General features: G+C 67.9%; 27 protein-coding genes. 17 read left to right on the top strand and 10 right to left on the bottom strand.

Annotation, left to right across the window (positions count from 1 at the left end):
* Positions 1 to 26: 26 nt before the first annotated feature.
* The 3 genes from NS3_RS03545 to NS3_RS03535 all read right to left on the bottom strand — a co-directional run bounded on the left by NS3_RS03545 (position 27) and on the right by NS3_RS03535 (position 2257).
* Positions 27 to 878, bottom strand: coding sequence for an aminoglycoside 6-adenylyltransferase (locus NS3_RS03545; protein WP_067853384.1), 852 nt, complete (start codon positions 876 to 878; stop codon positions 27 to 29).
* Between the two features lie 224 nt (positions 879 to 1102).
* Positions 1103 to 1468: a VOC family protein gene (locus NS3_RS03540; RefSeq protein WP_067853381.1), complete on the bottom strand. Its 366-nt coding sequence runs from the start codon at positions 1466 to 1468 to the stop codon at positions 1103 to 1105.
* Positions 1469 to 1774: 306 nt separating this feature from the next.
* Entirely contained in the window at positions 1775 to 2257 is a 483-nt protein-coding gene (locus tag NS3_RS03535; protein WP_218018185.1) for a nitroreductase/quinone reductase family protein, read from the bottom strand.
* Positions 2258 to 2416: 159 nt separating this feature from the next.
* Here NS3_RS03535 and NS3_RS03530 point away from each other — a divergent pair, with 159 nt between their 5' ends.
* The 4 genes from NS3_RS03530 to NS3_RS03515 all read left to right on the top strand — a co-directional run bounded on the left by NS3_RS03530 (position 2417) and on the right by NS3_RS03515 (position 5437).
* Positions 2417 to 2755 (top strand): PadR family transcriptional regulator, encoded by a 339-nt coding sequence (locus NS3_RS03530; RefSeq protein ID WP_067853378.1) that lies wholly within the window; start codon positions 2417 to 2419, stop codon positions 2753 to 2755.
* Positions 2752 to 3108, top strand: a complete 357-nt coding sequence (locus NS3_RS03525; protein WP_067853375.1) for a DUF1048 domain-containing protein — start codon at positions 2752 to 2754, stop codon at positions 3106 to 3108. Before NS3_RS03530 ends, NS3_RS03525 begins: the two co-directional genes overlap by 4 nt.
* 8 nt (positions 3109 to 3116) lie before the next feature.
* A complete protein-coding gene (locus NS3_RS03520) occupies positions 3117 to 3935 on the top strand; it encodes an alpha/beta fold hydrolase (RefSeq protein WP_218018184.1) in 819 nt (272 codons plus the stop codon).
* Between the two features lie 284 nt (positions 3936 to 4219).
* Complete coding sequence (locus NS3_RS03515) at positions 4220 to 5437, top strand: lytic transglycosylase domain-containing protein (protein ID WP_067853599.1); 1218 nt, start codon at positions 4220 to 4222, stop codon at positions 5435 to 5437.
* Between the two features lie 280 nt (positions 5438 to 5717).
* Here the strand turns inward: NS3_RS03515 and NS3_RS03510 are convergent, their stop codons facing one another.
* Together NS3_RS03510 and NS3_RS03505 are read right to left on the bottom strand one after the other, a co-directional pair.
* Positions 5718 to 6170, bottom strand: a complete 453-nt coding sequence (locus tag NS3_RS03510; protein ID WP_084494996.1) for an SRPBCC family protein — start codon at positions 6168 to 6170, stop codon at positions 5718 to 5720.
* A 4-nt stretch (positions 6171 to 6174) separates the two neighbouring features.
* A complete protein-coding gene (locus NS3_RS03505) occupies positions 6175 to 7083 on the bottom strand; it encodes an oxygenase MpaB family protein (RefSeq protein WP_067853372.1) in 909 nt (302 codons plus the stop codon).
* Positions 7084 to 7404: 321 nt separating this feature from the next.
* Here NS3_RS03505 and NS3_RS03500 point away from each other — a divergent pair, with 321 nt between their 5' ends.
* From NS3_RS03500 to NS3_RS03450, 11 genes are all read left to right on the top strand, one after another.
* On the top strand, positions 7405 to 7629 hold the full coding sequence (locus NS3_RS03500; protein WP_067853370.1) for a hypothetical protein: 225 nt from the start codon (positions 7405 to 7407) through the stop codon (positions 7627 to 7629).
* On the top strand, positions 7626 to 7814 hold the full coding sequence (locus tag NS3_RS03495) for a hypothetical protein (RefSeq protein ID WP_067853367.1): 189 nt from the start codon (positions 7626 to 7628) through the stop codon (positions 7812 to 7814). The genes NS3_RS03500 and NS3_RS03495 overlap by 4 nt, the downstream gene beginning before the upstream one ends.
* A 313-nt stretch (positions 7815 to 8127) precedes the next feature.
* Complete coding sequence (locus NS3_RS03490) at positions 8128 to 8982, top strand: MlaE family ABC transporter permease (protein WP_067853364.1); 855 nt, start codon at positions 8128 to 8130, stop codon at positions 8980 to 8982.
* Position 8983: 1 nt separating this feature from the next.
* Positions 8984 to 9847 carry an ABC transporter permease gene (locus tag NS3_RS03485; RefSeq protein WP_067853361.1) on the top strand — a complete coding sequence of 288 codons (864 nt, stop codon included), beginning with the start codon at positions 8984 to 8986 and terminating at the stop codon, positions 9845 to 9847.
* An 8-nt stretch (positions 9848 to 9855) separates the two neighbouring features.
* Positions 9856 to 11412 carry an MlaD family protein gene (locus NS3_RS03480; protein ID WP_067853358.1) on the top strand — a complete coding sequence of 519 codons (1557 nt, stop codon included), beginning with the start codon at positions 9856 to 9858 and terminating at the stop codon, positions 11410 to 11412.
* Between the two features lies 1 nt (position 11413).
* On the top strand, positions 11414 to 12436 hold the full coding sequence (locus tag NS3_RS03475) for an MlaD family protein (protein ID WP_067853594.1): 1023 nt from the start codon (positions 11414 to 11416) through the stop codon (positions 12434 to 12436).
* Positions 12436 to 13443, top strand: coding sequence for an MCE family protein (locus tag NS3_RS03470; protein ID WP_067853596.1), 1008 nt, complete (start codon positions 12436 to 12438; stop codon positions 13441 to 13443). Before NS3_RS03475 ends, NS3_RS03470 begins: the two co-directional genes overlap by 1 nt.
* Entirely contained in the window at positions 13443 to 14561 is a 1119-nt protein-coding gene (locus NS3_RS03465; protein ID WP_067853355.1) for an MCE family protein, read from the top strand. The genes NS3_RS03470 and NS3_RS03465 overlap by 1 nt, the downstream gene beginning before the upstream one ends.
* Positions 14558 to 15673 carry an MCE family protein gene (locus tag NS3_RS03460; RefSeq protein ID WP_067853352.1) on the top strand — a complete coding sequence of 372 codons (1116 nt, stop codon included), beginning with the start codon at positions 14558 to 14560 and terminating at the stop codon, positions 15671 to 15673. The genes NS3_RS03465 and NS3_RS03460 overlap by 4 nt, the downstream gene beginning before the upstream one ends.
* Complete coding sequence (locus tag NS3_RS03455; protein WP_067853348.1) at positions 15670 to 16845, top strand: MCE family protein; 1176 nt, start codon at positions 15670 to 15672, stop codon at positions 16843 to 16845. The genes NS3_RS03460 and NS3_RS03455 overlap by 4 nt, the downstream gene beginning before the upstream one ends.
* Before the next feature lie 18 nt (positions 16846 to 16863).
* Positions 16864 to 17757 (top strand): hypothetical protein, encoded by an 894-nt coding sequence (locus tag NS3_RS03450; RefSeq protein ID WP_067853345.1) that lies wholly within the window; start codon positions 16864 to 16866, stop codon positions 17755 to 17757.
* Between the two features lie 9 nt (positions 17758 to 17766).
* Here the strand turns inward: NS3_RS03450 and NS3_RS03445 are convergent, their stop codons facing one another.
* Positions 17767 to 18291, bottom strand: coding sequence for a winged helix DNA-binding protein (locus NS3_RS03445; protein ID WP_245649448.1), 525 nt, complete (start codon positions 18289 to 18291; stop codon positions 17767 to 17769).
* Between the two features lie 79 nt (positions 18292 to 18370).
* Here NS3_RS03445 and NS3_RS03440 point away from each other — a divergent pair, with 79 nt between their 5' ends.
* Positions 18371 to 18784, top strand: a complete 414-nt coding sequence (locus NS3_RS03440) for a MarR family winged helix-turn-helix transcriptional regulator (RefSeq protein ID WP_084494995.1) — start codon at positions 18371 to 18373, stop codon at positions 18782 to 18784.
* A gap of 97 nt (positions 18785 to 18881) precedes the next feature.
* Here the strand turns inward: NS3_RS03440 and NS3_RS03435 are convergent, their stop codons facing one another.
* From NS3_RS03435 to NS3_RS03420, 4 genes are all read right to left on the bottom strand, one after another.
* Positions 18882 to 20060, bottom strand: a complete 1179-nt coding sequence (locus NS3_RS03435) for an RNA polymerase sigma factor (protein WP_067853340.1) — start codon at positions 20058 to 20060, stop codon at positions 18882 to 18884.
* Positions 20060 to 20467, bottom strand: coding sequence for a YciI family protein (locus tag NS3_RS03430; RefSeq protein WP_067853337.1), 408 nt, complete (start codon positions 20465 to 20467; stop codon positions 20060 to 20062). The genes NS3_RS03435 and NS3_RS03430 overlap by 1 nt, the downstream gene beginning before the upstream one ends.
* Positions 20468 to 20599: 132 nt before the next feature.
* Positions 20600 to 21850 (bottom strand): TetR/AcrR family transcriptional regulator, encoded by a 1251-nt coding sequence (locus NS3_RS03425; RefSeq protein WP_067853335.1) that lies wholly within the window; start codon positions 21848 to 21850, stop codon positions 20600 to 20602.
* A 176-nt stretch (positions 21851 to 22026) separates the two neighbouring features.
* Positions 22027 to 23277: a TetR/AcrR family transcriptional regulator gene (locus NS3_RS03420; RefSeq protein WP_067853332.1), complete on the bottom strand. Its 1251-nt coding sequence runs from the start codon at positions 23275 to 23277 to the stop codon at positions 22027 to 22029.
* A 125-nt stretch (positions 23278 to 23402) separates the two neighbouring features.
* Here NS3_RS03420 and NS3_RS03415 point away from each other — a divergent pair, with 125 nt between their 5' ends.
* The gene (locus NS3_RS03415; RefSeq protein WP_067853329.1) at positions 23403 to 24137 is read left to right on the top strand and encodes a DJ-1/PfpI family protein; all 735 of its coding nucleotides are present in this window, start codon (positions 23403 to 23405) and stop codon (positions 24135 to 24137) included.
* The last annotated feature ends 2 nt before the right edge of the window (positions 24138 to 24139 follow it).

The following is a 24139-nucleotide window of genomic DNA, read 5'->3' as shown; positions in this document are numbered from 1 at the left end:
ACGACCATGCCGGTCGACGGGCGAGGTCATGTTCCGTTTACGACGGAGGTGATGTGGGCGGCGATGGAGGAACGCAGGGCGAGCGGTTCTGCAGACACCAGCGTGGCTGTCTCCTCGGCTACCTCGGCGTAGAGATCGACCAGTTCGCGGAGGGCGCGCAGCAGATCTTCCGCGCTGTAGCGGGCGTGCGTGGCCGCGATGCGATCTCGGTAGCGTTCCGGGAGCCATTCGTCGAGGTGGTGGCCGTCGTACCAGACATCGAGCGTGCGGTGGGAGCGGGCAAGGGCGTTCCATTCGAGCATGGTGAGCAGGAGCGCACGCATCTGCGCTTCACGAAGGCCCGCCGGCCACAAGTCGCCACGGGCGAGGTAGATCGGCACTTGGGTGGCCTCGAACCAGAACTCCCTCTGGTTCGTTGCGAACTCGTCGGCATCGGGGAGCGGTGGCGCCGCCGGGACGACAGGGGCAACGGGAAGACCGCGAGTAACACCTGTCTTGTCCAGGTGCACGAGATAGCCGCGCTCGTAGAGGCTGTCCAGACCGTCGAGTGCCATCCGCTCGATCCGCTCCGTTCCGGCGAGCGTGAAGTCGATTTTGCGTCCGCCCGCGAAGACGACCAGGCAGGTAGGCCAGTCGGGCTCCTCCGGCCCTTCGTTGGCGAGGTGGATGCCGACCAGGACGTCCGCGATGGTCGTCGGCCAGTCGTCGTTGCCGACCAGCGCTGCTGTGCCGTGGCCGATGAGTTCGATATCGAGGTCCGAAAGGGCGTCCACGCGCCGACCTCGCGCCCGCGATCCTGTCTGCACGACAACCTCGATTCCCGCATGATCGAGGGCGAATTCCAGGACTCGGTTCAGCAGTTCGTCCGGATCTTCCACAGGCGCGAGGGTAACCGGTTGTCACTGCTGTGAGTGCGGCACTCGACCCGGCCGGGCTGTTCGTAGCCGAATGCCCTTACCAGGACACGAGCCGATCGGAGGGCTCACCGCACTACAGCGGGTGGTGCATCCACGGTGGTGGCGCGGGTGCGCAGCGTGGGCCGCGACTCCCGTGGGAATGTCCCGATGGGTTTCGTCAAACCGTACAGCGACCAGTCGGCGTCTCAATGGAAGTATTGGACCAGGCAGAACTCGTGCTCCTCGGGATCGCGCATGACCATGACAACTCCTTCGTCGTAGTCGTGCCGCTCGCCGGACCAGCGGCCGCCCAAGTTCTCCACCTGGCGGCGACCGGCTTCGATGTCGTCGACCTCGATGTCGAGGTGGATGCGGACCTTTCCGATCTTGGGCTCGGCCACTCGTTGAAAGGTCAAGCGCGGCCTGTCGTCGAACCGCGAGCCGAGGGTTGCCCATCCCGGGTCATCGCCATGTTCGGCGGTGGCGGGGATACTCAGGATCGCGCTCCAAAACGATGCCAGTCGCGTGGGGTTCGCGCAGTCGATCGTGATCCCAACCCATCGATTTGCCATGCCTGTCAGCATGGACGAATCGGGTTCTCTGTGTACGGCGGTCAAGCCGGAATCGGTGCGGGAACTCGTTAGGGCTGCTCGGTTTTCAGCATCGCGTAGAGGACGTCGCGGCGTCGCCGGGCCAGGCAGATGAGAGCGGCGTTGCGCTTCCTGCCCTCGCCTCTCTTCGTCACGATGGCCGTGCCGGCCGTTGTCACTGCTGCTACCGCCGCCGCAGTGCTCGCCCGCCACCCCGATCCCACCGGGAGACCGCGTCGAGCGCCGTAGATTCCGGGCAGGCGCGGCGATGACGAGCAGAAGGCCGGGTCAGTCCGCGGGGGTGATCCGGAAGACCGGATACCGGTCCGCGATCCGTGCGAACTCCTCGAGTGTGGCGGTGCGGTCGATCGGGAAATGCGGGCGGGCGCCGGGAGCGACAGCGAGATAGCGACGCAGGATCGGTGCCCTTTCCCCCACCGCGACCTCGGTGAGCTGCACTGCTTCGCTGCCGCGCCGGTGCAGGAAGGCGCGACCGTGCGCCGCGTGGACATTGCGCACCCAGCCGGCGTCCGTCCCGAGCATCGACACCAGGTATCGCTGACCTTCGTACTCGGCGACCACGATCGGCAGCTTCACCGGGCGACCGGTGCGCCTGCCGACCACCTCGAGGGTCATGGCGTAGCCGGGGGAGAGCACGCCCGCCGAGTACATCCATTCCGATGCCCGGTTCAGCACCCGGGCGAGCCATCCCACCCGATTGTCTTTGTACATACGGCGTTTCGCCGCGTAGAGCAGATCTCGTACGCCCATGTGTCCGTCCTCCCCGCGCAGTTCCGACTTCGCCGAACGCGCGTGCCGATGGGTACCGGACGAAGGTACCGAGGAAGCCTCCGGATCGCTTGACCAACCACTACTAAGTGTTACTATCTAGTGGTAGTCAGTGACGCTGAGTAGTGAAAGGAGGTGTGCGTGGGCAAGCAGGAGACGGAGATGCTCAAGGGAACGCTGGAGGGCATCGTCCTGGCGATCCTGTCCGGGCGCCCCGCGTACGGCTACGAGATCACCGCGTGGCTGCGGGAGCGGGGCTTCTCCGACATCGCCGAGGGCACCATCTACGCCTTGCTGGTCAGGGTCGAGAAGAAGGGGCTCGTGGATGTCGAGAAAGTCCCCTCGGAGAAGGGGCCCCCGCGAAAGGTGTACTCCCTCAACGCCGAGGGACAGGAATATCTCGATGAGTTCTGGAGGACGTGGAGCTTCCTCGCGGAACGGCTCGATCAGCTTCGTGCGCAAGGAGGCAGGCAATCATGAACATCTCGGATCTCACCTCGAAGGTGATCGGCGAGGTCGGCGACAAGCGGAGGTGGCGACAGTACAAGGCGCGGGTGGGGCGACTGCCCGCGAATTACCGCACAGTGGTCGAGGCGTTCGAGCGGTACCTGATGTACGCGGGACCCGGTGGTGGCGTCTCGATGCTCGAAGACCTCGCCGACCTGTTCGAGCAGAGCGCGGCCGCCGGGACCCCGATACGTGAGGTCGTCGGGGAGGATCCCGTGGAGTTCATCGAGACGTTCGCGCGGAATTACCAAGAGGAATCGTGGCTCAACCGGGAGCGGGCGCGGCTGAACAGTGCTGTCGAGCGCGCCGTCGCCGAAGGGAAGTAGGTCGCACGATGACGAGGAACGGCATCTCTCGCGCCGGTGCGACGTGGAAGGGCATGGTGGCGGTCGACGACACGGCCTTGGCGGTCACCGATACCGGGGGCTCGGGCAGTCCGGTGGTCTATCTGAACGGCGCCTACGCCGACCATCGGCCCTGGCGGCCGGTGATCGACGACCTCGGTGACGGCTTCCGGCACATCACCTTCGACGGGCGAGCGCGCGGCGCGTCGAAGCGGTCTTCGGACTACTCCTTCGAGGCCGCGCTGCGCGACGTCGATGCCGTCCTCGCGGCCAGGGGCGTGGACCGGCCGCTGCTGGTGGGCTGGTCCTACGGCGGAATCCTCGCGTGGCACTGGGCCGACCGGCATCCCGACCGGATCGTCGGTGTGGTGACCGTGGACGCGGCGCCCTGCGGTTTGACCGGCGAAGAAGGCCGGGAGCGGATCCGGAAACTGTTTCGCCGGATGCGGTTCGTGCTGCCGCTGGCGCGCCCGTTCGGGATGGCCGCGCGGATGAGCGCCGACCAGCACGCCGAGGTCAACATCGATGCCAACGAGGTCGCCGCCGCGAGTGTGCCGGTCCTCACGCGGCTGACCTGCCCGGTACGGTTCATCCTGGCCACCGGCGACGGTCTGGGCACCGGCAACGGGGAGATGGAACAGGCGAGAGCCTCGCTGGATCCGGTGCTCGCCGGCAACCCGAACGTGAAGGTGAGCGCGAAGGTCGCCAGCAACCACGACAAGATTCTGCGCAGGGACTATCGGGCCGTCGCCGCGGCTGTTCGGGAAACCCTCGACGCGGCGGGCGGTCGGGGCGCGTCGAGCCGCTGATCGAGGAGTCCGCTGCCGGCGAGAGTGCGACGCCCGCGCTCCCGCCGGTCGGTGTGGGTGGACGGGGGGACTACGCGGTGGTCGTCACATAAGTGATTGGCTATTCCGAGCGTGACGAGGCTTACATGATGGCCTTCAATCCGGTATGTTAACTACTGTTCTCATTTGGTGTTGCGGCTGGAGGATGTCGAGGTGGCATCCCGAAGCCGGTGGACGTCGTCGTCCCGGCTGTGGTGCCCGCCTGCGCGGGCCCCTCCGCGCGGACGCGGCAGGCCGGGGGTCGTATGCGTAGATCTGCTCCACTGACCGCGTCGGCGTTGCTGACGGCGGGACTGCTCATGTCGGGTTCCGAGGCGTTGGGCGCGAACGCGGCCGAGGCGCGTCCGGATCTGTCCGCTCTTCCCGAACCGGGGGCCGACCGCACCGTCGGCCTGCTGACCGTCGCCGCGGACACGCCGCGGTCGCTGCGCAGTGTCACCCCACCCGCGGACGGGTCGCCGAGCGCTACCGAGGTGGCGCTGCGGGAGATCTCGCTGCCGCGCACGGGAGGACTGCTCGGCATCCCGGAGATCGTGCTTGCGGCGTATCGGAACGCCGAACTGGCGCTGGAATCCTCGATGCCAGGCTGCGGGCTGCGCTGGCATCTGCTGGCCGGGATCGGGCGTATCGAATCCGCGCACGCCGACAACGGGCGCACCGACGCGGCGGGCACGGCGGTCTCGCCGATTCTCGGCCCGGCCCTGGATGGGACGTTGCCGGGCAACGAGATCATCGCGGCCGCCGACGGCGGCTATGTGCGGGCGGTCGGCCCGATGCAGTTCCTGCCCTCGACCTGGGCGCTGTATGCCGCCGACGGCAACGGCGACGGGGTTTCCGACCCGCAGAACGTCTTCGACTCGGCGCTGGCGGCGGGCAAGTATCTGTGCTCGGGCGGGATGAATCTCGCCGACAGCGAGCAGGAGCTGCGGGCGGTGTTGCGCTACAACAACTCCATGTCCTACGCCGCCGATGTGCTGAGCTGGTCGGCGGCCTACCGCGGCGGCGGCGCACCCCGCCCGGTCACCATCGCCCCCGGCCTCGTCCCGCCGTCGAGCCCGACCTCACCGTCGCGTCCGGGCGGCGGCGCCGAAGTGCTGGCCGCCGCACCGGGTTCGCGCACGCTGCGCTTGCAGCCGATGGCTCCGACCACCGTGCCCGACCCGGCGCCACCGGTTCTGGTGAATCTGCCGGGGATCGGTGCGGTGTCGTGCGGACTGCTGTGTGACACACCCGGTACGCAGCACGCTCCGAAAACGCTGCCCGCCCCTGTGCCCGCCCCTCCGCAGTCGCAGCCTGCCCCCGTCGCCCCGCAGGGCGGTGCGCCGCTCCAGTCCGCCCCGGCCGCGCCGTCGGACGGCGCGCGACTGCAGCCCGCCCCTGCTGCTCCCGCTCCCGCGCCGACCGGCCCGAGTATCGAGCTGCCGCTGGGTATTTCGATTCCGCTGCCGGCTCCGCCGACCTGAGTCCTGGGCGCATCGGTCACCCACGCCTGCCCGCGCAGCCCGCGAGGATCTCTACGGCGGCCCGGCGAAACGGTCGACCAGGACGTCGGCGGACTCGTCCGGCCGCGATCGCGTGGTATCGAAGCGGGGTCGGCTCTCGATGCCGATGCCGATGCCGATGGCGGCCCGGTCGGCTCTGCGGTTCCGGTGCCCGAACCCGCGAGCATGCCGTGGTGTCCGGTGAACTGCGCGAAGCCCTCGTCCTGAGACGAGGGCTTCGTGGTCTGTGCGGCCGGGATACTCAGTTCTTCTTGTTCTGCCGCAGTTCCTGCTCGCAGGTGTCCAACGCGAACCTGAAGCCGGTCGTGATCAGCGGCACCATCATCAGTGTGAACAGGTCCGAGGCGAACCGTGCCTTCACCTCGAACCGGGTGTACCAGCGCACGTGGGTGCCGCCGGGCACCTCCTCGAACCGCATGAAACCCTCGTCGTGGCGCAGCGGGGGCGTGGAGCGGGGAATGTAATAACGCATGAACGTGGGTCGTTCGAACTCGAGGATCTCCTCGGTCATCCGGAACAGAGGAGTGTGGACGACGCGGATGGCGCCCACGCCGTGGCCGTGGGTGTCGCCGGGGCGAACGAGGATGACGCGACGAACCGCCGGAACCCGGTGATAGTTCGTCGCATCGGTCATCCAGTCGAACACCTCGCCGATCGGCGAGGCGATCGTTCGGTGCATGTCCACGACGCGCATGCGATCACACTAGATACTTGCGCCGCCGCCTGCGGAGTTTCAGGTCACCCATCAGTACATAGCTGCCCGCGTGCCGGATGAACCGGGGGATGAACCGGTTGACGAAGCCGACGAACATGAACAGGTGCTCGAAGCGGCGCTGGTCGGCGGCGGTCCACTCGAGCTGCATCTGTTCGCGGAAGTGCGGCGCGAGGAAGCCGGTGGTCAGGAAGCGCAGCAGGCTGCGGAACGTCACCCGCAGCGGCCAGGCGATCATCTTCAATTCGATGAGGGCGTTGATGTACTCGCGCACATAGTCGTCGAGTACCGCCTCTTCGCACGCCTTGTTCCAGTACGCGTCGAACTCGGCGCGGGTGGCCGGCCACATGTCCTCGGTGACCTGCAGGGTGGTGCCCAGCGTGGAGGCGGTGGCGTAGAACTGCTCGGCCTGCTCGTCGCTCATCCTGCCCGACAGCAGCTGGTAGGTGTCCTCGAAGCCGATGTAGAGGCAGGCCGCCACCCACAACTGCAGATGCCGGTCGAAGGCGTTGTACTTGACCTTCGCGCCCGGCTCCGAGCGCACATGCCGGTGCACGGCGTTCACCGCTTCCCGGTACGCCGCGCGTTCCTCGTCGGTGCCGAGGATGGCGACCGCGAGGTAGGTGGTCGTGGTGCGCGCACGCTTCCACGGGTGCTTCATCAGCGATCCCGAATCGACCTTGCTCTCGGCCACGCCGTAGCCGACGCCCGGATGTGCCATCTGCATCGCGACATTGGCGGCCGCGCCCGCGAACGACCAGAAGTCCAGTGCGTCGGAGAGCTTCAACGGCTTCTTGGTGAGTGGCCGATGCTCGGTCGGGATCAGGATGCGGGTCTGTTCCTTGGTCAGCGGTGCGGGTTCGTGCCGGTGATCGTCCCGGGCTACGGCGGTCATGGGAGTCCTTCCCTGTCGTCCACGCGGCCGGGGTGCGCCGAGGCCCGAGTCGTCTGGTGATGCGGCAGCGCACCCCGCTCCGCGATGCTATGTTACTGACGATTCTTCTCGGTCGGAACAGGTATGGCGAGAATATTTGGTAACTTCTTTCCGGGGCCACTCGGCCCTCGTGAGCAGAGGAAACGATGGTCGAGCGGACATCCGATTCGCTGAAGTTCTTCCGCAGCAGCGTGAATCATGAGTAACATACGGCCCGGGCGTCCCGGCCGGCCACGGTAGCCGACGATGGACCGGCCTGCGCGACGGAAAGGAAGCACTTCAGTGTTGAAGAAGCTGGATCGAATATTCAGTTATGAGATGAAGGTGTCGGAGTTCCTCGGCACGCTGATCATCCTCGCGATCCCGTACGGCTTGATCGGCCTGGTGTGGAGCCTGACGCACACCTCGCACCTACGCGATATGCACGGCATCGACGTGATCATCTCGTTCCTCGGCTCGATCGTCTGCTGGCCGGTGCTCATCTTCGCGAATGTGACGATGACATGATGATTCTGGTCTGGCTCATCGACATCCTGGTCTCCGGTATCAGGATTCTGGGCGGAGGAATCGAGGTCAATCCGGTGCTGCGCTTCGGGTTGTGGATCGCGGTGCTCGCCACCGCGGCGGCCGGTGTCGCGGCGCTCGGTGCGGGGCTGTACTTCCTTCAGCAGTATCTGAGCAATCCGGCCTGAGCTCTTCCTGATCTTCCGGCACCCCATCGTAATTTGCAGGAACTTTTTCCGGCGATGAGTAGTGCGCGGCAAGAATCTCCCACTGCCTTCCTGGGTGCAGTGAACTGCGATAACTCCGGGAGAGGCGGGCGCTGTCCAGGGATTGCCGCGTGCTCGAACCAGGTAGTTCGATTCCGAGAATAGTTATTCACTTACAGCTTGTGAGGCGCGTCTCCGCTATGGGAGACTGCACACGCTCCGCGCACTCGCAGGGAAAGACCGCCATCGGTCGGCGAGGCAAGCGGCGAAAAGCCCAGAAAGGAACGCGGGCAGCGTGACAACCACCGAACGCCCTTCGGCGAGCACCGATCTCGAGCGTGCCGTCGATGATGTGAAGGGACTGTGGAAGCGGCATCCGCAGCAGTCCCTGGAAACCCTCGGCCGTCAGGTCAGCCTGGGCCGGGCCGCGGTGATCGAGCTCTTCCGCTCGATCGTCGCCCGGCGGTTCCCCTACCACGAGTTCATCAAGCAGTGCGCGTTCATGTCGAATGTCTCGGCCGCGCCGACGGTGTTCGTCGCGATCCCGATCGCGGTGGTGGTCTCCATCCAGATCGGCGCGCTGGTCAATCAGGTCGGCGCGACCACCTTCATCGGCGCGGTCGCGGGCCTGGGCATCATCCGCCAGGGCGCCCCGCTGGTGACCTCGCTGATGATCGCGGGCGCGGTCGGCTCGGCCATCTGCGCCGACCTCGGCTCGCGCACCATCCGCGAGGAGATCGACGCCATGCGGGTGATGGGCGTGGACCCGGTGCGCAGGCTGGTCGCGCCGCGACTGCTGGCGGCGGTGCTGGTCAGCATGCTGCTGTGCGGGTTCGTGGTGTTCGTCGGCTTCGCGACCGCCTACATGTTCAACGTCTACGCCCAGTCCGGCACGCCGGGCTCGTTCATCGGCTCGTTCGCCTCCTTCGCGGTGGCCAACGACATGATCGTGGCGCTGGTGAAGGCGGCGATCTTCGGCGCGCTGACCGCGATCATCGCCTGCGACATCGGTCTGCACGCCAAGGGCGGTCCGGGCGGTGTGGCCAACGCGGTGAACTCCGCGGTGGTGACCTCGGCGCTGATGTTGTTCGCCACCAACATCATTCTCACCCAGCTGTACAACACGCTGTTCCCGACGAAGGTGGTCTGAGGTGGGGACCAAGTACACCCCGCCCGCGCTCAAGCCCGTGCGGATAGCGAGCAACGCGCTGGCCGTGCCGTACAAGGCGAATCAGCGCCTCGGGCATCAGGCGATCACGTTCTTCCAGACCCTCGGCGCGATTCCGTTCGTGCTCAAGCACTACCGCAAGGAAGTGCTGCGGCTGACCGCTGACATCGGCTGGGGCAACGGCTCGCTGGTCGTCGGCGGCGGCACCATCGGCGTGGTGGTGATCCTGTGCGCGTTCGGCGGGATCACCGTCGGCATGGAGTCGTTCAACGCGCTGAATCTGCTCACCATGGGCCCGCTGACCGGCGCGATCTCCGGTTTCGCGACGACGCGTGAGCTGGCCCCGATCCTGGCGACGCTGGCCTTCGCCATCCAGGCCGGCTGCCGGTTCACCGCTCAGCTCGGCTCGATGCGCATCTCCGAGGAGATCGACGCGCTGGAGTCCATCGCGATCCGCCCGCTGCCGTATCTGATCAGCACCAGGATGATCGCCTCCACGCTGACCATCATCCCGCTCTACACCATCGGCCTGGCCACGTCCTATATGGCGACCAAGCTGTCGGTGCTGTTCCTGGGCGGCACCTCGGCGGGGACCTACGACCACTACTTCTTCCAGTTCCTCATCGGCACCGACGTGTTCTTCTCGCTGCTCAAAGTGGTGATCTTCGTCCTGCTGGCGACCTTCATCCAGTGCTACTACGGCTATGTCGCCTCCGGCGGCCCCGAAGGCGTCGGGGTCGCCGCCGGGCAGGCGATCAAGATGGTCATCGTCGTGATGGTCTTCGCGAATCTGTTCCTGACACTGGCTATCTGGGGCATCGACCCCGGCTTCCGGATCTCGGGATAGGGGAAAAGGTGTTACTCGATCCCAGTGGCCGCGGCGCGACCGCGCGCCAGCTCACTCTGGCCGGTCTGGCCATGCTCGTGGCGTTCTCCCTGGTGCTCGGCGCGCTCGTGCTGCGCTACAACGGCTACTTCGAGGACAAGGTGCCGGTGAGCGCCGACCTGACCAGTACCGGCGACGGTCTGCCGCAGCGGGCCGACGTGAAGTTCCGCGGCATGGTCGTGGGCCGGGTCGACGCCGTCGAGGTGGTGGCCAAGGGGCAGCGTCAGCGGGTGGACATCCATCTCGAACCGGCTGCCGCGCAGACCATTCCGGCGAATGTCACCGCGCGTGTCATACCGAACAACATCTTCGGCGTCTCCGCGATCGAGCTGGTGGACAACGGCCGCTCCGGCGCCGTGCTCACCGCGGGCGCGTCCATCGCCGAGGACACCAGCACCGAGACCATGCAGTTGCAGACGACGCTGACCGTGCTGCGCGACGTGCTCGACAACATCCAGCCGGCCAAGCTGGGCCGGGTGCTGGCCACCCTGGCCGCCGCGCTCGATCCGGCCGCGCGGGTGCCCGGGTCGACGATCGAGCGCCTGGACCGCTGGATCACCGAGGTCAGGGCGATCCCCGGCATCGGGGAACTGCTCGGCGATCTCGGCGCGGCCACCACCGCGCTGAGCCAGTCCGCGCCCGAACTCGTCGGCGTGCTCACCGAATCGGTCACCGCCGCGCAGACCCTGACCGAGCGCCGGAGCAATCTGGTCGCCCTGCTGGCCAACGCCTCGGGCACCGTGGATTCGGTCAACAGCCTGTTCGCCCGGAACCCGAATGCCGCCAAGGATCTGGTGCCCGGCCTCGGGGACCTGTTCGGCGGTCTGGCCGAGGATCCCGACGCCATTCCGTACACCGCGCGCAACCTCAACCAGTCCCTGGCCGCGCTGGCCTCGGTGTTCACCTGGGGCCCCAAGAAACAGATGGTCTGGAAGATGGACGTGAGTTTCACCCCGTTCCAGCAGTACACCGCCGAGGACTGCCCCCGCTACGGCGATCTGTCCGGTCCGCGCTGTGGCGGCCCGACCGTGCCGACCGAGGCCCCCGAGCAGGTGTACCCGGAACAGATGCGCCCCGGCTGGCTGGATGCCGCCGGGCCCGCGCCGACCGTGGTCGTGCCCGGCCTGCCGGGAACCGATGCGGGCGCGACGGTTCCGGGTGCTTTGGGCATCCCCGGCCTGCCGTCGATTCCCGGTCTGCCGTCGATTCCCGGGCTGCCCCTGATCCCCGGGCTGACCGCGCCCGCCGCCGACGTCGAGGAGCCGGCTGTCGAGGCTCCGGCTGTCGAGGAGCCGGCGCAGGACCCGACGGCCACGGCTCCCGCCGCGGCGACGACCATGCGCCCCATCGCCTCGGGGCGTGGATACGCGGCGGTCGCGGCGGTGGTCGGTGGCAGGCCGACGGCGGCGCAGTTGCTGCTGCTCACGCCGGTGCTGGCCGGCGGTGAAGTGACTGTGTACGAAATGGACGAGCTGGACGAGATGGACGAGCTGGACGAGACCGTCGACACGGACGGGGGTGCGTGAGGTGAAATCCGGAAAAGCGTTGGCGGGGTTCAGCTTCTTCGCCATCCTGGCGATCCTGCTGACCTACACCATCTGGTCGACGCTGCAACGGTCGGTGCCGGGAACCACCCACTCCTACTCGGCGACCTTCACCGATGTCATGGGCGTGCGGATCGGTGACGACGTCCGCATGGCGGGAGTCCGCGTGGGCCGGGTCGACAAGATCGACTTCGACGAGGGGTACTTGGCGCGGGTGGACTTCAGCATCCAGGACAGGCAACACCTGACCACCACCACGAAAGCACTGGTGCGGTATCAGAACCTGATCGGCCAGCGCTATATCGCCCTGGTGCCCGGCGAGGGGGAGGGCGAACCCCTCGACCCCGGCGGGCACATCCCGGTGGACCGCACCGAGCCCTCCTTCGACGTCTCGGCACTGCTGTCGGGCTTCGAGCCGCTGTTCTCGGTGCTGCAACCGGATCAGATCAACTCCCTGTCGGAGACGCTGATCCAGGCGCTGCAGGGCGACAATGTCTCGTTGTCCACGCTGATCATGCAGGCCGCCGACCTCGCGGCCACCTTCGGTCAGCGCGACGAGATCCTGGGGCAGGTCATCGCCAATCTCAGCTCGGTGCTGGCCGGCCTGGCCAACCGCAGCGGTGAGCTGGAATCGCTGATCACCCAGTCCACCGCGCTGGTGGAAGCCCTCTACGCCGAGGGCGAGCTGTTGAAGTCCTCGGTCGACCAGGTCGCGACCTCCACCGACTCCCTGGTGGGCCTGCTGGCCCAGGTCAAGCCGGACATGGCCGCCGCGCAGAACGAGGCGACCACCGGTGTGGCGCTGCTGCTGCTCAACGGCGCCGCGCTCGACAAGGCGGCGGTCCAGCTGCCCGGTCTGCTCAACTCGCTGGCCCGGTTCACCAGCTACGGCACCTACGGCAACGCCTACTTCTGCAGCCTGGATGTCTCGCTGTGGGGCGTGCTGCTGCCACCCGGCCTGTTCTCCCAGGTCGGCGGCAACTCGCATTCGGAGGTGTGCCGGTGATGGCACGGATTCGTACGCTTCTGGCGGGCAACCGCTTCCTCTGGCAGGGCGTCGCGGCCGCGATGTTCGTGGTGCTCTTGCTGGTGGGTTCCAGCCTCGTCAAGCAGATCGGCTTGTCCGACAAGACGATCCACGCGGAGTTCGCCCAGGCCGCCGGAATGCGTCCGGGCGCGACGGTCGACGTCTCCGGCATCGAGGTCGGTGCCGTGCGCTCGGTGAAGCTGGCCGGTGACAAGGTCGTCATCGACATGCGGGTGCGCGGCGATCTGCGGCTGGGCCCCGACGCGCGTGCCTCGATCAAGATGTCGACCATCCTGGGACGCCTGCACATCGAGCTGTTCCCCGGCGACGGCAGCGGCCTGCCCGGCGACACCATTCCGTTGGAGAACACCACCGTCCCCTACAACCTGGGCAAGGTCATCCAGGACACCCAGTACGGCTCGTCCTTCGAGCGCATCGAGCGCATCGACCCGGACAAGCTGCGCCAGGCCCTCGACGCCCTCGATCACCAGATGGGCGATTCCCCGCAGCTGACGGTGGCCGCGCTCGACAGCATCGGCTCGCTGGCCAAGGTCATCAACGACCGCCGCGACGAGGTCGACACGCTGTTGAAGAGTATGGACACGGTCTCGACCCTGGTGGCCGACAACCAGAACGCGGTGCTGCTGTTGCTCACCCGCGGCGAGGCGATCGGCAACGCGGTGGCCGTGCGCCAGCAGATGCTCGCCCAGCTGCTCGACAATGTCGCCGCCCTCTCCGCGCTGCTGCAGGAGATGGGCATCGAGAACAACGGTCAGCTAGGGCCGTTGATCCACGACCTCAACACCATGACCGAGGGCCTCGAGAAGAACAAAGAGAACCTCGACCGGCTCTACGAGACCATGCCCGTGGCCATGCGGCAGTTCAACAATGTGCTCGGCAACGGACCCTACGGCGATGTGCTCGCGCCGTGGATCCTGCCCGACAACTGGCTGTGCGCTGTCCAAGCGATTCCGGGGTGCCAATAATGACCATTCGCAACAGATTCGGTGTCAGCACCGCCCTCAAACTGGCCGCGTTGTGCCTGGCGGCCGGGGTGGCCTCGGGCTGCTCGCTGCTGCCCGATTCCATCGCCGGCCTGCCGCAGCAGTATCTCGGTGAACATCTGCGCATCAGCGCCGATTTCGAGAATGTCGCCGGCATGTACGAGGGCAACGAGGTCGCCGTGCTCGGCGTCCCGGTGGGCCGTGTCGACACGGTGACCCCCAAGGGCAGCTACGTCCAGGTCACCATGTCCATCGACCGCGATGTGCAGATCCCCGCCGACGCCATGGCGGCGCTGATCTCCCCACAGCTGATCACCAACCGGCACGTCGAACTGGCCCCCGCCTACACCGGCGACGGCCCCGTTCTCGAAGACGGCGACCACATTCCGCTGCAGCGCACCCGCGTCCCGGTGGAACTCGACCGCATCCTGGAGAACTTCGATCAGCTCGGCGCGGCGCTGAAGGGCGACGCGGAGAACGGCCCGATGGCCAGCCGGGTGTTGTTCCCGCTGCTCGACGGCAACGGCGACCGGCTGCGCCAGACTCTCGACCAGCTCTCCGGCGCCTTCGAGGTGAGCTTCGCCAACAAGGACCAGATCTCCAACACCATCATCAAGCTCAACGAGATCACCCACGTCATCGCCTCCAACGATGCGACGGTGCGCGAGTTCAGTGGCAAGCTCACCGAACTCGTGCAATTGCTCGGCGCGCAGTCGCCCGGTCTGCACGCGGTGCTCACCCAGCTCAACGACTTCGTCGCCAACACCGCCACGGTGGTCGGCCAGAACGAGGACCAGCTGGCGGGCGCGCTCACCCGGTTCGTGACCATCACCGAGCAGATGCGCGCCAACGCCCGCGGTCTCACCGAGATGATCGACGTCACGCCGCTGTTCTTCGAGAACCTCGCCAACGCGACCAGCCAGGAGCACCGCGCGATCCGCCTGCACGGCCTGCTCGACAAGTCGGTCTTCGACGGTGAATGGCTGTCGACCTTCTGCGAGCGCGTGCAGATGCGCGCCGACGGCTGTCGCACCGGCAAGATCATGGACATGGGGCCCGATTTCGGCCTCACCGCCGCGCTGCTGGGACTGACCTCATGAGCGCCCGCGCCTTCACCTCCCGCCTGGCCGCCGTCGTGCTGAGCCTGGCCGTGTTCACCGGCGCCACTGGCTGCGCGGTCACCGTGGACAACGTCCCGTTGCCCAAGCCGGGCATCGGCGGCCCCGGCTACAAGATCAACGCGGTGTTCACCGACGCGCTGAACCTGCCCGAACGCGCCCACGTGCGCATCGGCGGCACCGACATCGGCGTCGTCTCGGCGATCAGCACCACCAATTTCCTCGCCGAGGTGGAGCTCGAGATCCGCGAGGGCATCGACCTGCCGCGCGGCACCACCGCCGAACTGCGCCAGGCCACCCCGCTCGGCGACATCTTCATCGCGATGACCCTGCCCGAGGCCGACCCGAACGCCGAGTTGCTTCGCCCCGGCGACACCATCGGCGTGGAGCTGACCTCGGCGGGCGCGTCGGTGGAGCAGCTGATGGTTTCCATCTCGATGCTGCTCAACGGCGGCGGTCTCAACCAGGCCGCCAAGATCACCTCCGAGATGAACTCGATGTTCGCCGGTCGCGCACCGCAACTGGCGCACCTGCTCAACGAACTCGGCGCCGCCATCTCCGCGCTCAACCAGCGCACCACCGACATCGACAGCGTGCTGCACGGCGTCAACGTCCTGACCGGTGAACTGGCCGCCCGCAAGGAACAACTCGGCCGTGCCGCCGACACCTTCCCCGCGCTGCTGGGCCTGCTGGCCGAGAACAACCGGGACATCTCGGCGCTGATGGGCAAGGTCTCGGTGACCATGGCCGCGCTCGGCGACTTCACCGAGACCACCGGTCCCGACTTCGTCGGCCTCTTCGAGAGCATCAAGGCGCTGATGGGCGGATTCACCCAGATGGGCGACGACCTCGGGCAGCTGCTGCAGCGCTACGAGGAGGTCTACCCCTCGGTCGCGGCCTCGTTCCGTGGTGAGGGCCTGGCCGTGGCGGCCACCGTGTCCTACCTGAGCATCGGCGCGCTGACCGACCCCTCGGGCAGCCGCGCGCCCGAGCTCAACGATGTGCCGCTGTTCATCGGCAGCCTGGCGCAGGTGCTCGAGAAGGTCATCGGCAGGCTCAACAGCCCGCCGCAGCAGCAGGAGGGCGGCCGATGAACATCCCGCTGTGGAACTACCTGGTGGCCCGCCGGATCGCGGTGGCCAATATCGGCCTGATCCTGGTGCTCGTCGCCGGTTCGGTCTATCTCGGCGTGGAGGTGCTGCGGGTCAACCCGTTCGCCCGCTCCTACGTCGTCACCGTCGAACTCGACAATTCTGGCGGCCTGCTGGCGGGCAACGACGTCACCTTCCGCGGCAGCCGCATCGGCATCGTGCGCGACGTGCGCGCGGGTGAGGTCGGGGTGCTCGCCGAGGCCGAGATCGATTCCGGGACCAAGGTTCCCGTCGGCGGCACCGTCGCCGTCGGCCGGTTGTCCGCCGCGGGTGAGCAGTATCTGGACTTCCGTCCCGACGCCGAGGGCGGCCCGTATCTGAGCGACGGCGATCGGATCGGCCGCGAGCAGACCCGCACCCCGGTCACCGTGCCGTCGGTGCTGAACAATATGAGCGGGCTGATCGGCGGCATGAACCCCGACCGTCTCAACGTGATCATCAACGAGCTGGACAAGGCCCTGGCGGGCGGCCCGGATCGGTTGCGCAACATGATCTCCGGCATCAGCCGGGCGATGGCAGGCCTCGACGGCCTGCTCCCGCAGACCGAGCAGCTGATCGAGAACCTGCAGGTCATCTCCGACACCACCTCGCACGCCCAGCCCGACCTGACCACTCTCACCACCGGCGCGGGCGCGCTGTTCGAACAGCTCACCGCCGCCGACCAGGAACTGCGCCGCTTCCTGGACCTCGCCCCCGATCAGCTGGCCACCCTCGGCGGTTTCATCGCCGACACCGAGGATCCGATCACCAACCTCACCACCAATTTCGTGGCCATCACCCGCGCCGCGAAACTGCGCCAGCCCGCCATCGAAGCTCTGTTCCCCGCCCTGCGCGTGGGCTCGGCGGCGATCGGCGTACCCGCCCACGACGGCGCCTACCACACTCTCGTCGACCCGTGGCCTCGCCCGACCTGCGACTATCCCACGGTCCCGAAGATCCCCGTCGTCGAAACCACCGACACCAGGGTCCGTCTTTACAACTACTGCGTGACCGAGGACCCGGCCCTGCAGATCCGCGGCTCCGCCAACGCCCCGCGGCCCAACGTGCCCGACAACGGCTCCGGCCCGCCGCCCGGCGTGACCGGCGACGAGCTGTCCCAACCTGTACCTCGGTAGACAAGGAATCCCCACGCCATGAGTGACAACGACGTCGATCCGGGCTCGGCCGAGAAGGTTTCGTCCGCGGCCGCCGCTACTTCCGGCACGGATGCCGCCTCTTCCGGTAAGGGCGCCGGGTCGGAGGCGGTCGCCTCCGGCACGGCCGGCGGCTCGGAGGAGACCGTGAAGACTCGGAAGTCCGGGCCTTCGGAGGAGACCGTGAAGACTCGGAAGTCCGGGCCTTCGGAGGAGACCGTGGCCGCGGAACCCGCGGAACCCGCCGAGACCGTCGAGGTGGCGGAGCTCGCGGGTTCGGAGAAGACCGTGAAGACGTCGGGTCCGGCGCGGAATACCGATGCTGCGAAGACCGCCGCGGGCGCTGGCGCGACAGCGCCGACCTCGGTCGACGGATCGAGCCAGGCCGCTGGTCGCGCCAAGCTCGTCGCCGCGGGCTCGATCGGGGCGATCGTGCTCGGCGCCGCGGTCGGCGCGGCAGGCTACTTCTTCGTCCAGAACGGCCGGAACGAAGCCCTGCTGGCCGCGCACGAGGAAGCCCGCCAGGCCGCCTGCGACTACGCCCCCCGTCTGGCCGACTACGACGCGAAGAACCTCGACGCCTACTTCGCCGCCGTCCTCGACGGCGCGACCGGTGAGTGGCACGAGCAGTTCGACGACACCAGCCGAGAACTGCGTGAAGTGCTCACCGAGGGCCAGGTGGTCTCCAAGGTGCAACATGTGGAATGCGCCATCAAGGCCGGCGACGAGACCTCGGCCGAAGCCGTCATCATGATCGGCCAGACCATCACCAGCGTCGGCACCCAGGGCCAAGCCTCACCCGGCCAGCTCTCGATGGTCTTGCGGATGGAGAAGTCCGACGGCCGCTGGTTGGTCAACCAGGTGGACTCACCCCTGCCCGCCCCACAGCAGTGACCTATGCCCTCAGGCGCCGGCCTGCTCGAGGTTGTCGATGATGCGACCGAGGACGTCCATCATCTGCCCGAACTCCTCCTCGCCGACACCGGCTGCCGACAGTTCGCGGATGCGCCCCACCGACTCCTCGGCGGCGGCGTGTGCGGCGCGGCCCGCGTCGGTGAGCGAGTAGCGGCCCGTGTACTCGACGACCCAGCCTCGGCCGGTCAGGTCTCTGATCAGCTCCTCGAGGCTCTCGTCGTTCACCTCCCAGAACGGCCGCAGCGCGTCGGTGAGCTGCGCCTCGTCGGCCGGGCCCGCGCTCAGCGTGTTCAGTGTCTGCCACTGCCGCCGGGTGATTCCGGCGTCGCCGAGCAGTCGGTCGAAGGTCGATTCGATCAGTTGATCGAGCCGTTTCACCTGGTAGCCGATCATGCGGTGCTCGCCGGTCGGCGTGCTCGCCTGCCGGTCGGGCTCGTCGGCCGAACCGCCGCAAGCGGCGAGCGGAAGCAGCGCCGCGGCTACAACCAGGAGAAGGACTACGCGCGGTTTCATGGGAGGCTCCTGCCGAGTTAGATTCACAGAGACATATACATGCTACGAGACATGTATATGTCTTCAGTAGCATCTGCCTGTGGACGATGTCGAGCGCGTAGAACGAGCCATGATCGCGATCAGGCGCAGGCAGACCCGCCGTGCGCTCGCCGAGGACGGTGTTCCCGGTGGACAGTCTTTCGATGTCCTCGACGTCATCGAGGCCGAATCCGAGCCCACCGTCTCGGCGATCGCGGCGGCGCTGGCCGTGGATCAGCCGCGAGCCAGCAAACTCGTCGCCGCGGCGGTCGCCGACGGACTGGTCATGCGCGTCGCCGACCAAACCGACGGCAGGCGTTCGGTTCTCGTTCTCACCGATCGCGGCCATGAACTGCTGGACCGCGTGCACGAGCGCCGCCGCGCCGCGTTCGACACCGCCATGAACGGCTGGTCGCCGAGCGAGCGCACCGAGTTCGCCCGCCTGTTGGCCCGATTCGTCGAGGCGATGCCGTGACAGGCCGGTCCGTCAGGCGAGCATCGTCGACAGCGATTGCCTGCGTGGTGAACTCGGCGGTTGGATGTCCGTCCCCGGGAGCGACCGCACTCCGACGCTAGTCCGCTTTGCGGGGTCGGTCCGCCAGGTGTCCGCGGAGGGTGGCGGCTCGCAATGTGAGGTGGTTGCGCTCGGCGAGGTTGGGAGCCTGCGCGGCGGCCTCCAGGTAGAGCTGTACCGCCGTGTCGAGGTCGCCCGCCCGTTCGTGGAGATAGGCGGCCGACGCGGTGTATCGGGGCAGCGTCGGGTCGATTTCGGCGAGTGCCGCCAGCCCGGCTTGCGGGCCGTCCGCTTCCCCCACGGCGACGGCGCGATTGAGCCGCACCACCGGGCTGTCGGTGAGCGCGACCAGTTCGTCGTACCACTCCACGATCTGCACCCAGTCGGTCTCCTCGGCGGTCTGGGCGTCGGCGTGCAGGGCCGCGATCGCGGCCTGGGCCTGGTACTCGCCGAGCCGGTCGCGAGCCAGCGCCGCCTGGAGCACCCGCACGCCCTCGGCGATCAGATCTCGCCGCCACAGGCCGCGGTCCTGTTCGGCCAGGGGTACGAGGCTGCCGTCGGGGCGGGTGCGGGCCGGGCGCCGGGCGTGGTGGAGCAGGAAGAGGGCGAGCAGACCCGCGACCTCCGGATCGTCGGTGCTCGCATGCAGTTGCCGAGCGAGCCGGATGGCCTCGGCCGCGAGGTCGAGATCGCCGCTGTAGCCCTCGTTGAACACCAGGTACAGCGTCCGCGACACCGTGCGCAGGTCGCCGGGCCGATCCAGCCTGACCGCGCTCACCGTGCGCTTGGCACGGCTGATCCGCTGGGCCATGGTCGCTTCGGGCACCAGGTAGGCCCGTGCGATCTGGCGGGTGGTCAGCCCGCCGACCGCCCGCAGGGTGAGGGCTACGGCGGAGGCCGGGGTGAGGCTCGGGTGCGCGCACAGGAAGTACAGGTGCAAGGTCTCGTCCACGCCGACGGCCGGACCGGGCGCCGACTCGTCGGTGACCAGCAGCTCACGGCGACGCCGGGCGGCCTCGGAGCGGCTGAGATCGACGAAGCGATGCCAGGCCGTGGTGATCAGCCAGCCCTTGGGATCGGCGGGCGGCTGCCGCGGCCAGGTCTCGACGGCCCGGATCAGAGCCTCCTGCACCGCGTCCTCCGCCGAGGCGAAGTCCGCCCCGCGGTGGACGAGCGCCGCCAGGACTCCGGGAATCAGGTCCCGCAGCCGTGCCTCGTCCACCGCGTCGGCGGCCATCACTCGGTGACGGTCGGCGAAGCGGTCAGCAGCGGCCGGACCTCGAGCCACTCGTGGATCGGCTCGCCGCCCGCGCCGGGCGCCGACGACAGCTCACCGGCCAGCTCGACCGCACGCTCGTAGGAGTCCACGTCGATGATCATCCACCCGGCGATGAGATCCTTGGTCTCCGCGAACGGCCCATCGGTCACCGGGGGCTTGCCTTCGCCGTCCGAGCGCACCCACGCGCCCTCCGGCGCCAGCGCCTGCCCGTCGACGAATTCCCCACTGGCCTCCAGTTTCGCCGCGAAGTCGTTCATGTACTGGATGTGCGCCTGGATCTCCTCCGGCGTCCACCGGTCCATCGGCACGTCGTTGACCGCGGCCGGTGCGCCCCGGTAATGCTTGAGAAGCAGGTACTTCGCCATGAGATCTTCCCTTCGGTTCTCGCGGCCCTGGTTGGTCGCTTACCCCTGGGACGGAGCGGGTACGCCGGTTTCGACATCCCTCGCCGAACTTTCTTCACGAATTTCTCGGAGTCCGTCGGGAACCCGGCTCGTTCACGCGGCGGCGGGGCCGAAGAGGATGGTGTGCATGAGGTGGATGACCCGGGTCCGGGCGCAGATCGGATTGTCGGGGCCCAGCCATTGGCCCAAATCGACGACCTGCGCCAAGGCGGCGTGGACGAGGACACGGGCTTCGGCGGGGGAGAGTTCGGGGCGCGCCTGCCCGAGCAGCTTGGCCCATTCCTCGACATTGAGGCGCTGGATATTGCGCAGGACGGTGCGGTCCTCGCGGGGGACGTTGCTGATCTCGGCGTAGTAGACGAAGGTCAGTTCGCGTTCGGCGAAGGAACCGTCCACGTAGAGCTCGACGAGTTTGGTGAGGGCTTCGCCCGGACCGGCGGAGGAGGCGATGGCGGGACCGATGGCGGCGGAGACACGATCGGCGGCGCGGCGGAATGCGGCGGCGAGGATGTCGCCTTTGCTGCGGTAGAAGCGATAGACGGCCGAGGAGGCAGGCAAGCCCGCGGCATTGGCGATGTCCTCGACGCTGACATTGGGGTAGCCGTGCTTGTGGAACAGCTCCACCGAATTCTTCAGCAGCAGTTCGTGTTTGAAGGTCAGCGGAACCTCCACCGGGCCGGCGGGCTCGCGGCCCCCGCCCGCGGGCGGCAGTTCGCTGCCCAGGACGGCGTGGGCGGAAGCGCGCAGCAGCTTGGTCAGGGCGCGTGCCGGAATGGAGACCTGGTGATCGGAGATGGAGCCGATCACGCTCAGCGCCGAGGCGGACAGCACGAGGAGATCGTCGTCGCCGAGTTCGGGGCGGATCTGGGCGAGCAGGCGGCACAGCACCTCCTGGCCGTCGGCCAGTTGGCTCATCAGGACGCGATAGTCCTCGGGTTCGAGGTAGCGGCTCTGCCAGCGCAGCAGCGCCGCGCCCCGGCGATTGGCGATCGCACGGTCGATCAGGGCGTCGACGACGTGCTCCAGGCGTTCGCGGGCGGGCGCGTCCCGCAGTCTCGCGGGTAGTGTGACGGCCTCCTCGCACAGCGCGCTCAGCCGCAGCGCCTCTTCCCGGAACAGCGCGTACTTGCTGGGGTAGTGCCGGTAGAGGGCGGTGGAGCTGATGTCGAGACGTGAGGCGATGTCCTCCATGCTCACACCGTGATAGCCGAGGAGCCCGAAGGCTTCGGCGGAAGCGGCGGCGATCTGTGCGCGACGATCTCTGGGGCGTTTGCGAACCACGCGCTCGGCAGCCTGACCGCGACTTGCCGTGCCGCCGGAAGTGCGGCGCTTGTGCGCGTCCATTCGGCGATGTTATCCCAATCGGATGCTTGGTCGTGGGGCTGTCGCGGTACCCGAATCAAACTGAATCAAAGGTCACAAATTGTGCGTAACGGTGCTGCTCCTACGCGCGATTCTCATTATCAGGATCGGAATATTCGTTAACATGATGGTGTTCGTGCCGACGCTCGGCGACGGAATTACGCGGTGCTGACGGGCCGGCCGAACAGGGTGAGTTCCATCAGCCTGCGTACCCGTAGCTGGGAGGCGATGGGGTCGGCGCCGAAAGTACGGCCCAGGTCGACCACGAGCGCGAACGCCGCGTGCACGAGGAAACGGGTCTCGGCGGGGGAGAGATTTGAGCGCACATCGCGCACGAGCTTGCTCCACTCCTCGACATTCAGTCGCTGGATATTGCGCAGCACAGCGCGTTCCTCGGCGGGCACGTGCTGGAATTCGGTGTAGTAGACGAAAGTCAACGCGCGTTCGGCGAACGAACCGGAGACGAAACGTTCGATCAGCACGCTCATGGCGGCTTCGGGAGTCGGGGCGGCGGCCACCGCGGGCCCGATAGCCGCCGAGACGCGATCGGCGGCGCGCCGGAAGGCCGCCGCGAGCAGATCGGACTTGCCGCGATAGAAGCGATAGACCGCCGACGCCGCGGAAAGCCCCGCCGCACTGGCGATCTCCTCGACGCTGACGTTCGGATAACCGCGCTCGTGGAACAGCTCCACGGCCTTGCGCAACAGCAGTTCGTGCTTGAAGGAGTCCGGAATATCCACGGCCGCGACTGGTTCGGGGTCCGGCGCGGCAGGGGGGAGTTCGGCCAGGGCGAGGGTCCAGCAGACCGAGTCGAGCAGCTGGATCAGCGATTTCGCGGGCAGGGTGGCGTGGTGGTCGGCGATGCTGGTGAGCACGCTGAGCATGGCCCCGCGCAGAACGCGCACATCGTCGTCGGCGAGATCCGGCCGCAGCGCGCGCAATTCGGCGCCCAAGGCGGCCAGCACGGCGGACTGCTGGTCCTCGAGCGTCTGCCGATCCGGTTCTTCGAGGTAGCGACCCTCCCAGCGGACCAGGGTGACGGTGGCGCGGTTGTCGACGACCGCGCGGGCCACCGCCCGCACGACGAGGCGCAGCCTGTCTTCGGGCGAGGAGTCCCGCGCCTCCTCCGGCAGCTGGACCGAGTCCGCCATCGCTGTTCCCACCCGGAGCAGTTCCTCCCGGAACAGGGCGTACTTGCTGGGGAAATGCCGGTACAGCGCGGCCGAGCTGATGCCGAGACCCGACGCGATGTCCTCCATGCTGACGCCGTGATAGCCCAGCGCGCCGAACGCGGCGGCCGAGGCGGCGGCGATCTGCGCCCGTCGGTTCTTCGGCCTGCGCCGGATCGGACGTGGTGCCGAGTCGCCGTCGACCGCTGGGCGCGCCGTGCGGCGGTTGTCGACACTCATGAAAGACATCGTAACGATGCCCGCGGGCACAGGATTTGCCCAGGTCGGATGCGGCGCAACCGGGGTCCTTCGGGTCGTGGATGTTGCTACCTTGCGGGGGATGGTTCGACAAAGGAGTTGTGCCGATGAACGCCCGACAGGTGGCGATCGTGCTGTACCCGGGGATGACCGCGCTGGATGCGATCGGCCCCTACGAGGTGCTGCGTTTCCTGCCCGACGTGCAGGTGCGGCTGGTCGGCCACGAGGTGGGGCCGGTGCTCACCGACAGCGGTGTGCTGGCTCTCGGGGTGACGCACACCTTCGAGGAGACGCCCGCGCCGCACATCATCGTGGTCCCGGGCGGTCCCGCCGCCACCGCCGTCGCCGGTGATCGGCGGGTGCTGGACTGGCTGCGGGCCGCGCACAGCCGGGCGGAATGGACCACCTCCGTGTGCACCGGATCGCTGATCCTGGCGGGCGCGGGACTGCTCGACGACAAGCCCGCGACCACGCACTGGGCCGCCCAGTCCGCGCTGGGCCTGATGGGCGCGCGCCCCCGGCGCGACGAACGGCTCGTGCGCTCGGGTCCGGGAATCGTCACGGCGGCCGGTGTCTCGGCGGGGATCGACATGGCGCTGTGGCTGGTGGGGGAGATGGACGGGCCGAAGCGGGCGCAGACCATTCAGCTCGACATCGAATACGACCCGCACCCGCCGTTCGACGCCGGTCACCCGCGCAAGGCCGACAGCTCCGTGCACCGCGCGTCCATGGCCGACCAGGCGTTGCTGGTCCGCGCGTTCACGGCCGGTGAGCTGATGCGCACGGTCACCGGAGCTCAGCGCGCCCTCTGGCGCAACGTGCTGCGCCGCGCTCGCGGCTGAGG

It is taken from the genome of Nocardia shimofusensis NBRC 100134 (genome assembly GCF_001613125.1).
GTDB lineage: Bacteria > Actinomycetota > Actinomycetes > Mycobacteriales > Mycobacteriaceae > Nocardia > Nocardia shimofusensis.
The sequence above is the reverse complement of the archived record's forward strand: the minus strand, read 5'-3'. Positions and strand labels throughout refer to the sequence as shown.

Coding starts and splice junctions, on each gene's coding strand:
- NS3_RS03460 (WP_067853352.1), top strand. CDS start 14,558: ATGAGCGCCCGCGCCTTCACCTCCCGCCTGGCCGCCGTCGTGCTGAGC.
- NS3_RS03465 (WP_067853355.1), top strand. CDS start 13,443: ATGACCATTCGCAACAGATTCGGTGTCAGCACCGCCCTCAAACTGGCC.
- NS3_RS03495 (WP_067853367.1), top strand. CDS start 7,626: ATGATGATTCTGGTCTGGCTCATCGACATCCTGGTCTCCGGTATCAGG.
- NS3_RS03520 (WP_218018184.1), top strand. CDS start 3,117: ATGACGAGGAACGGCATCTCTCGCGCCGGTGCGACGTGGAAGGGCATG.
- NS3_RS03425 (WP_067853335.1), bottom strand. CDS start 21,850: ATGGACGCGCACAAGCGCCGCACTTCCGGCGGCACGGCAAGTCGCGGT.
- NS3_RS03515 (WP_067853599.1), top strand. CDS start 4,220: ATGCGTAGATCTGCTCCACTGACCGCGTCGGCGTTGCTGACGGCGGGA.
- NS3_RS03535 (WP_218018185.1), bottom strand. CDS start 2,257: ATGGGCGTACGAGATCTGCTCTACGCGGCGAAACGCCGTATGTACAAA.
- NS3_RS03430 (WP_067853337.1), bottom strand. CDS start 20,467: ATGGCGAAGTACCTGCTTCTCAAGCATTACCGGGGCGCACCGGCCGCG.
- NS3_RS03510 (WP_084494996.1), bottom strand. CDS start 6,170: ATGCGCGTCGTGGACATGCACCGAACGATCGCCTCGCCGATCGGCGAG.
- NS3_RS03445 (WP_245649448.1), bottom strand. CDS start 18,291: ATGAAACCGCGCGTAGTCCTTCTCCTGGTTGTAGCCGCGGCGCTGCTT.
- NS3_RS03450 (WP_067853345.1), top strand. CDS start 16,864: ATGAGTGACAACGACGTCGATCCGGGCTCGGCCGAGAAGGTTTCGTCC.
- NS3_RS03525 (WP_067853375.1), top strand. CDS start 2,752: ATGAACATCTCGGATCTCACCTCGAAGGTGATCGGCGAGGTCGGCGAC.
- NS3_RS03435 (WP_067853340.1), bottom strand. CDS start 20,060: ATGGCCGCCGACGCGGTGGACGAGGCACGGCTGCGGGACCTGATTCCC.
- NS3_RS03540 (WP_067853381.1), bottom strand. CDS start 1,468: ATGGCAAATCGATGGGTTGGGATCACGATCGACTGCGCGAACCCCACG.
- NS3_RS03420 (WP_067853332.1), bottom strand. CDS start 23,277: ATGAGTGTCGACAACCGCCGCACGGCGCGCCCAGCGGTCGACGGCGAC.
- NS3_RS03470 (WP_067853596.1), top strand. CDS start 12,436: ATGGCACGGATTCGTACGCTTCTGGCGGGCAACCGCTTCCTCTGGCAG.
- NS3_RS03455 (WP_067853348.1), top strand. CDS start 15,670: ATGAACATCCCGCTGTGGAACTACCTGGTGGCCCGCCGGATCGCGGTG.
- NS3_RS03415 (WP_067853329.1), top strand. CDS start 23,403: ATGAACGCCCGACAGGTGGCGATCGTGCTGTACCCGGGGATGACCGCG.
- NS3_RS03505 (WP_067853372.1), bottom strand. CDS start 7,083: ATGACCGCCGTAGCCCGGGACGATCACCGGCACGAACCCGCACCGCTG.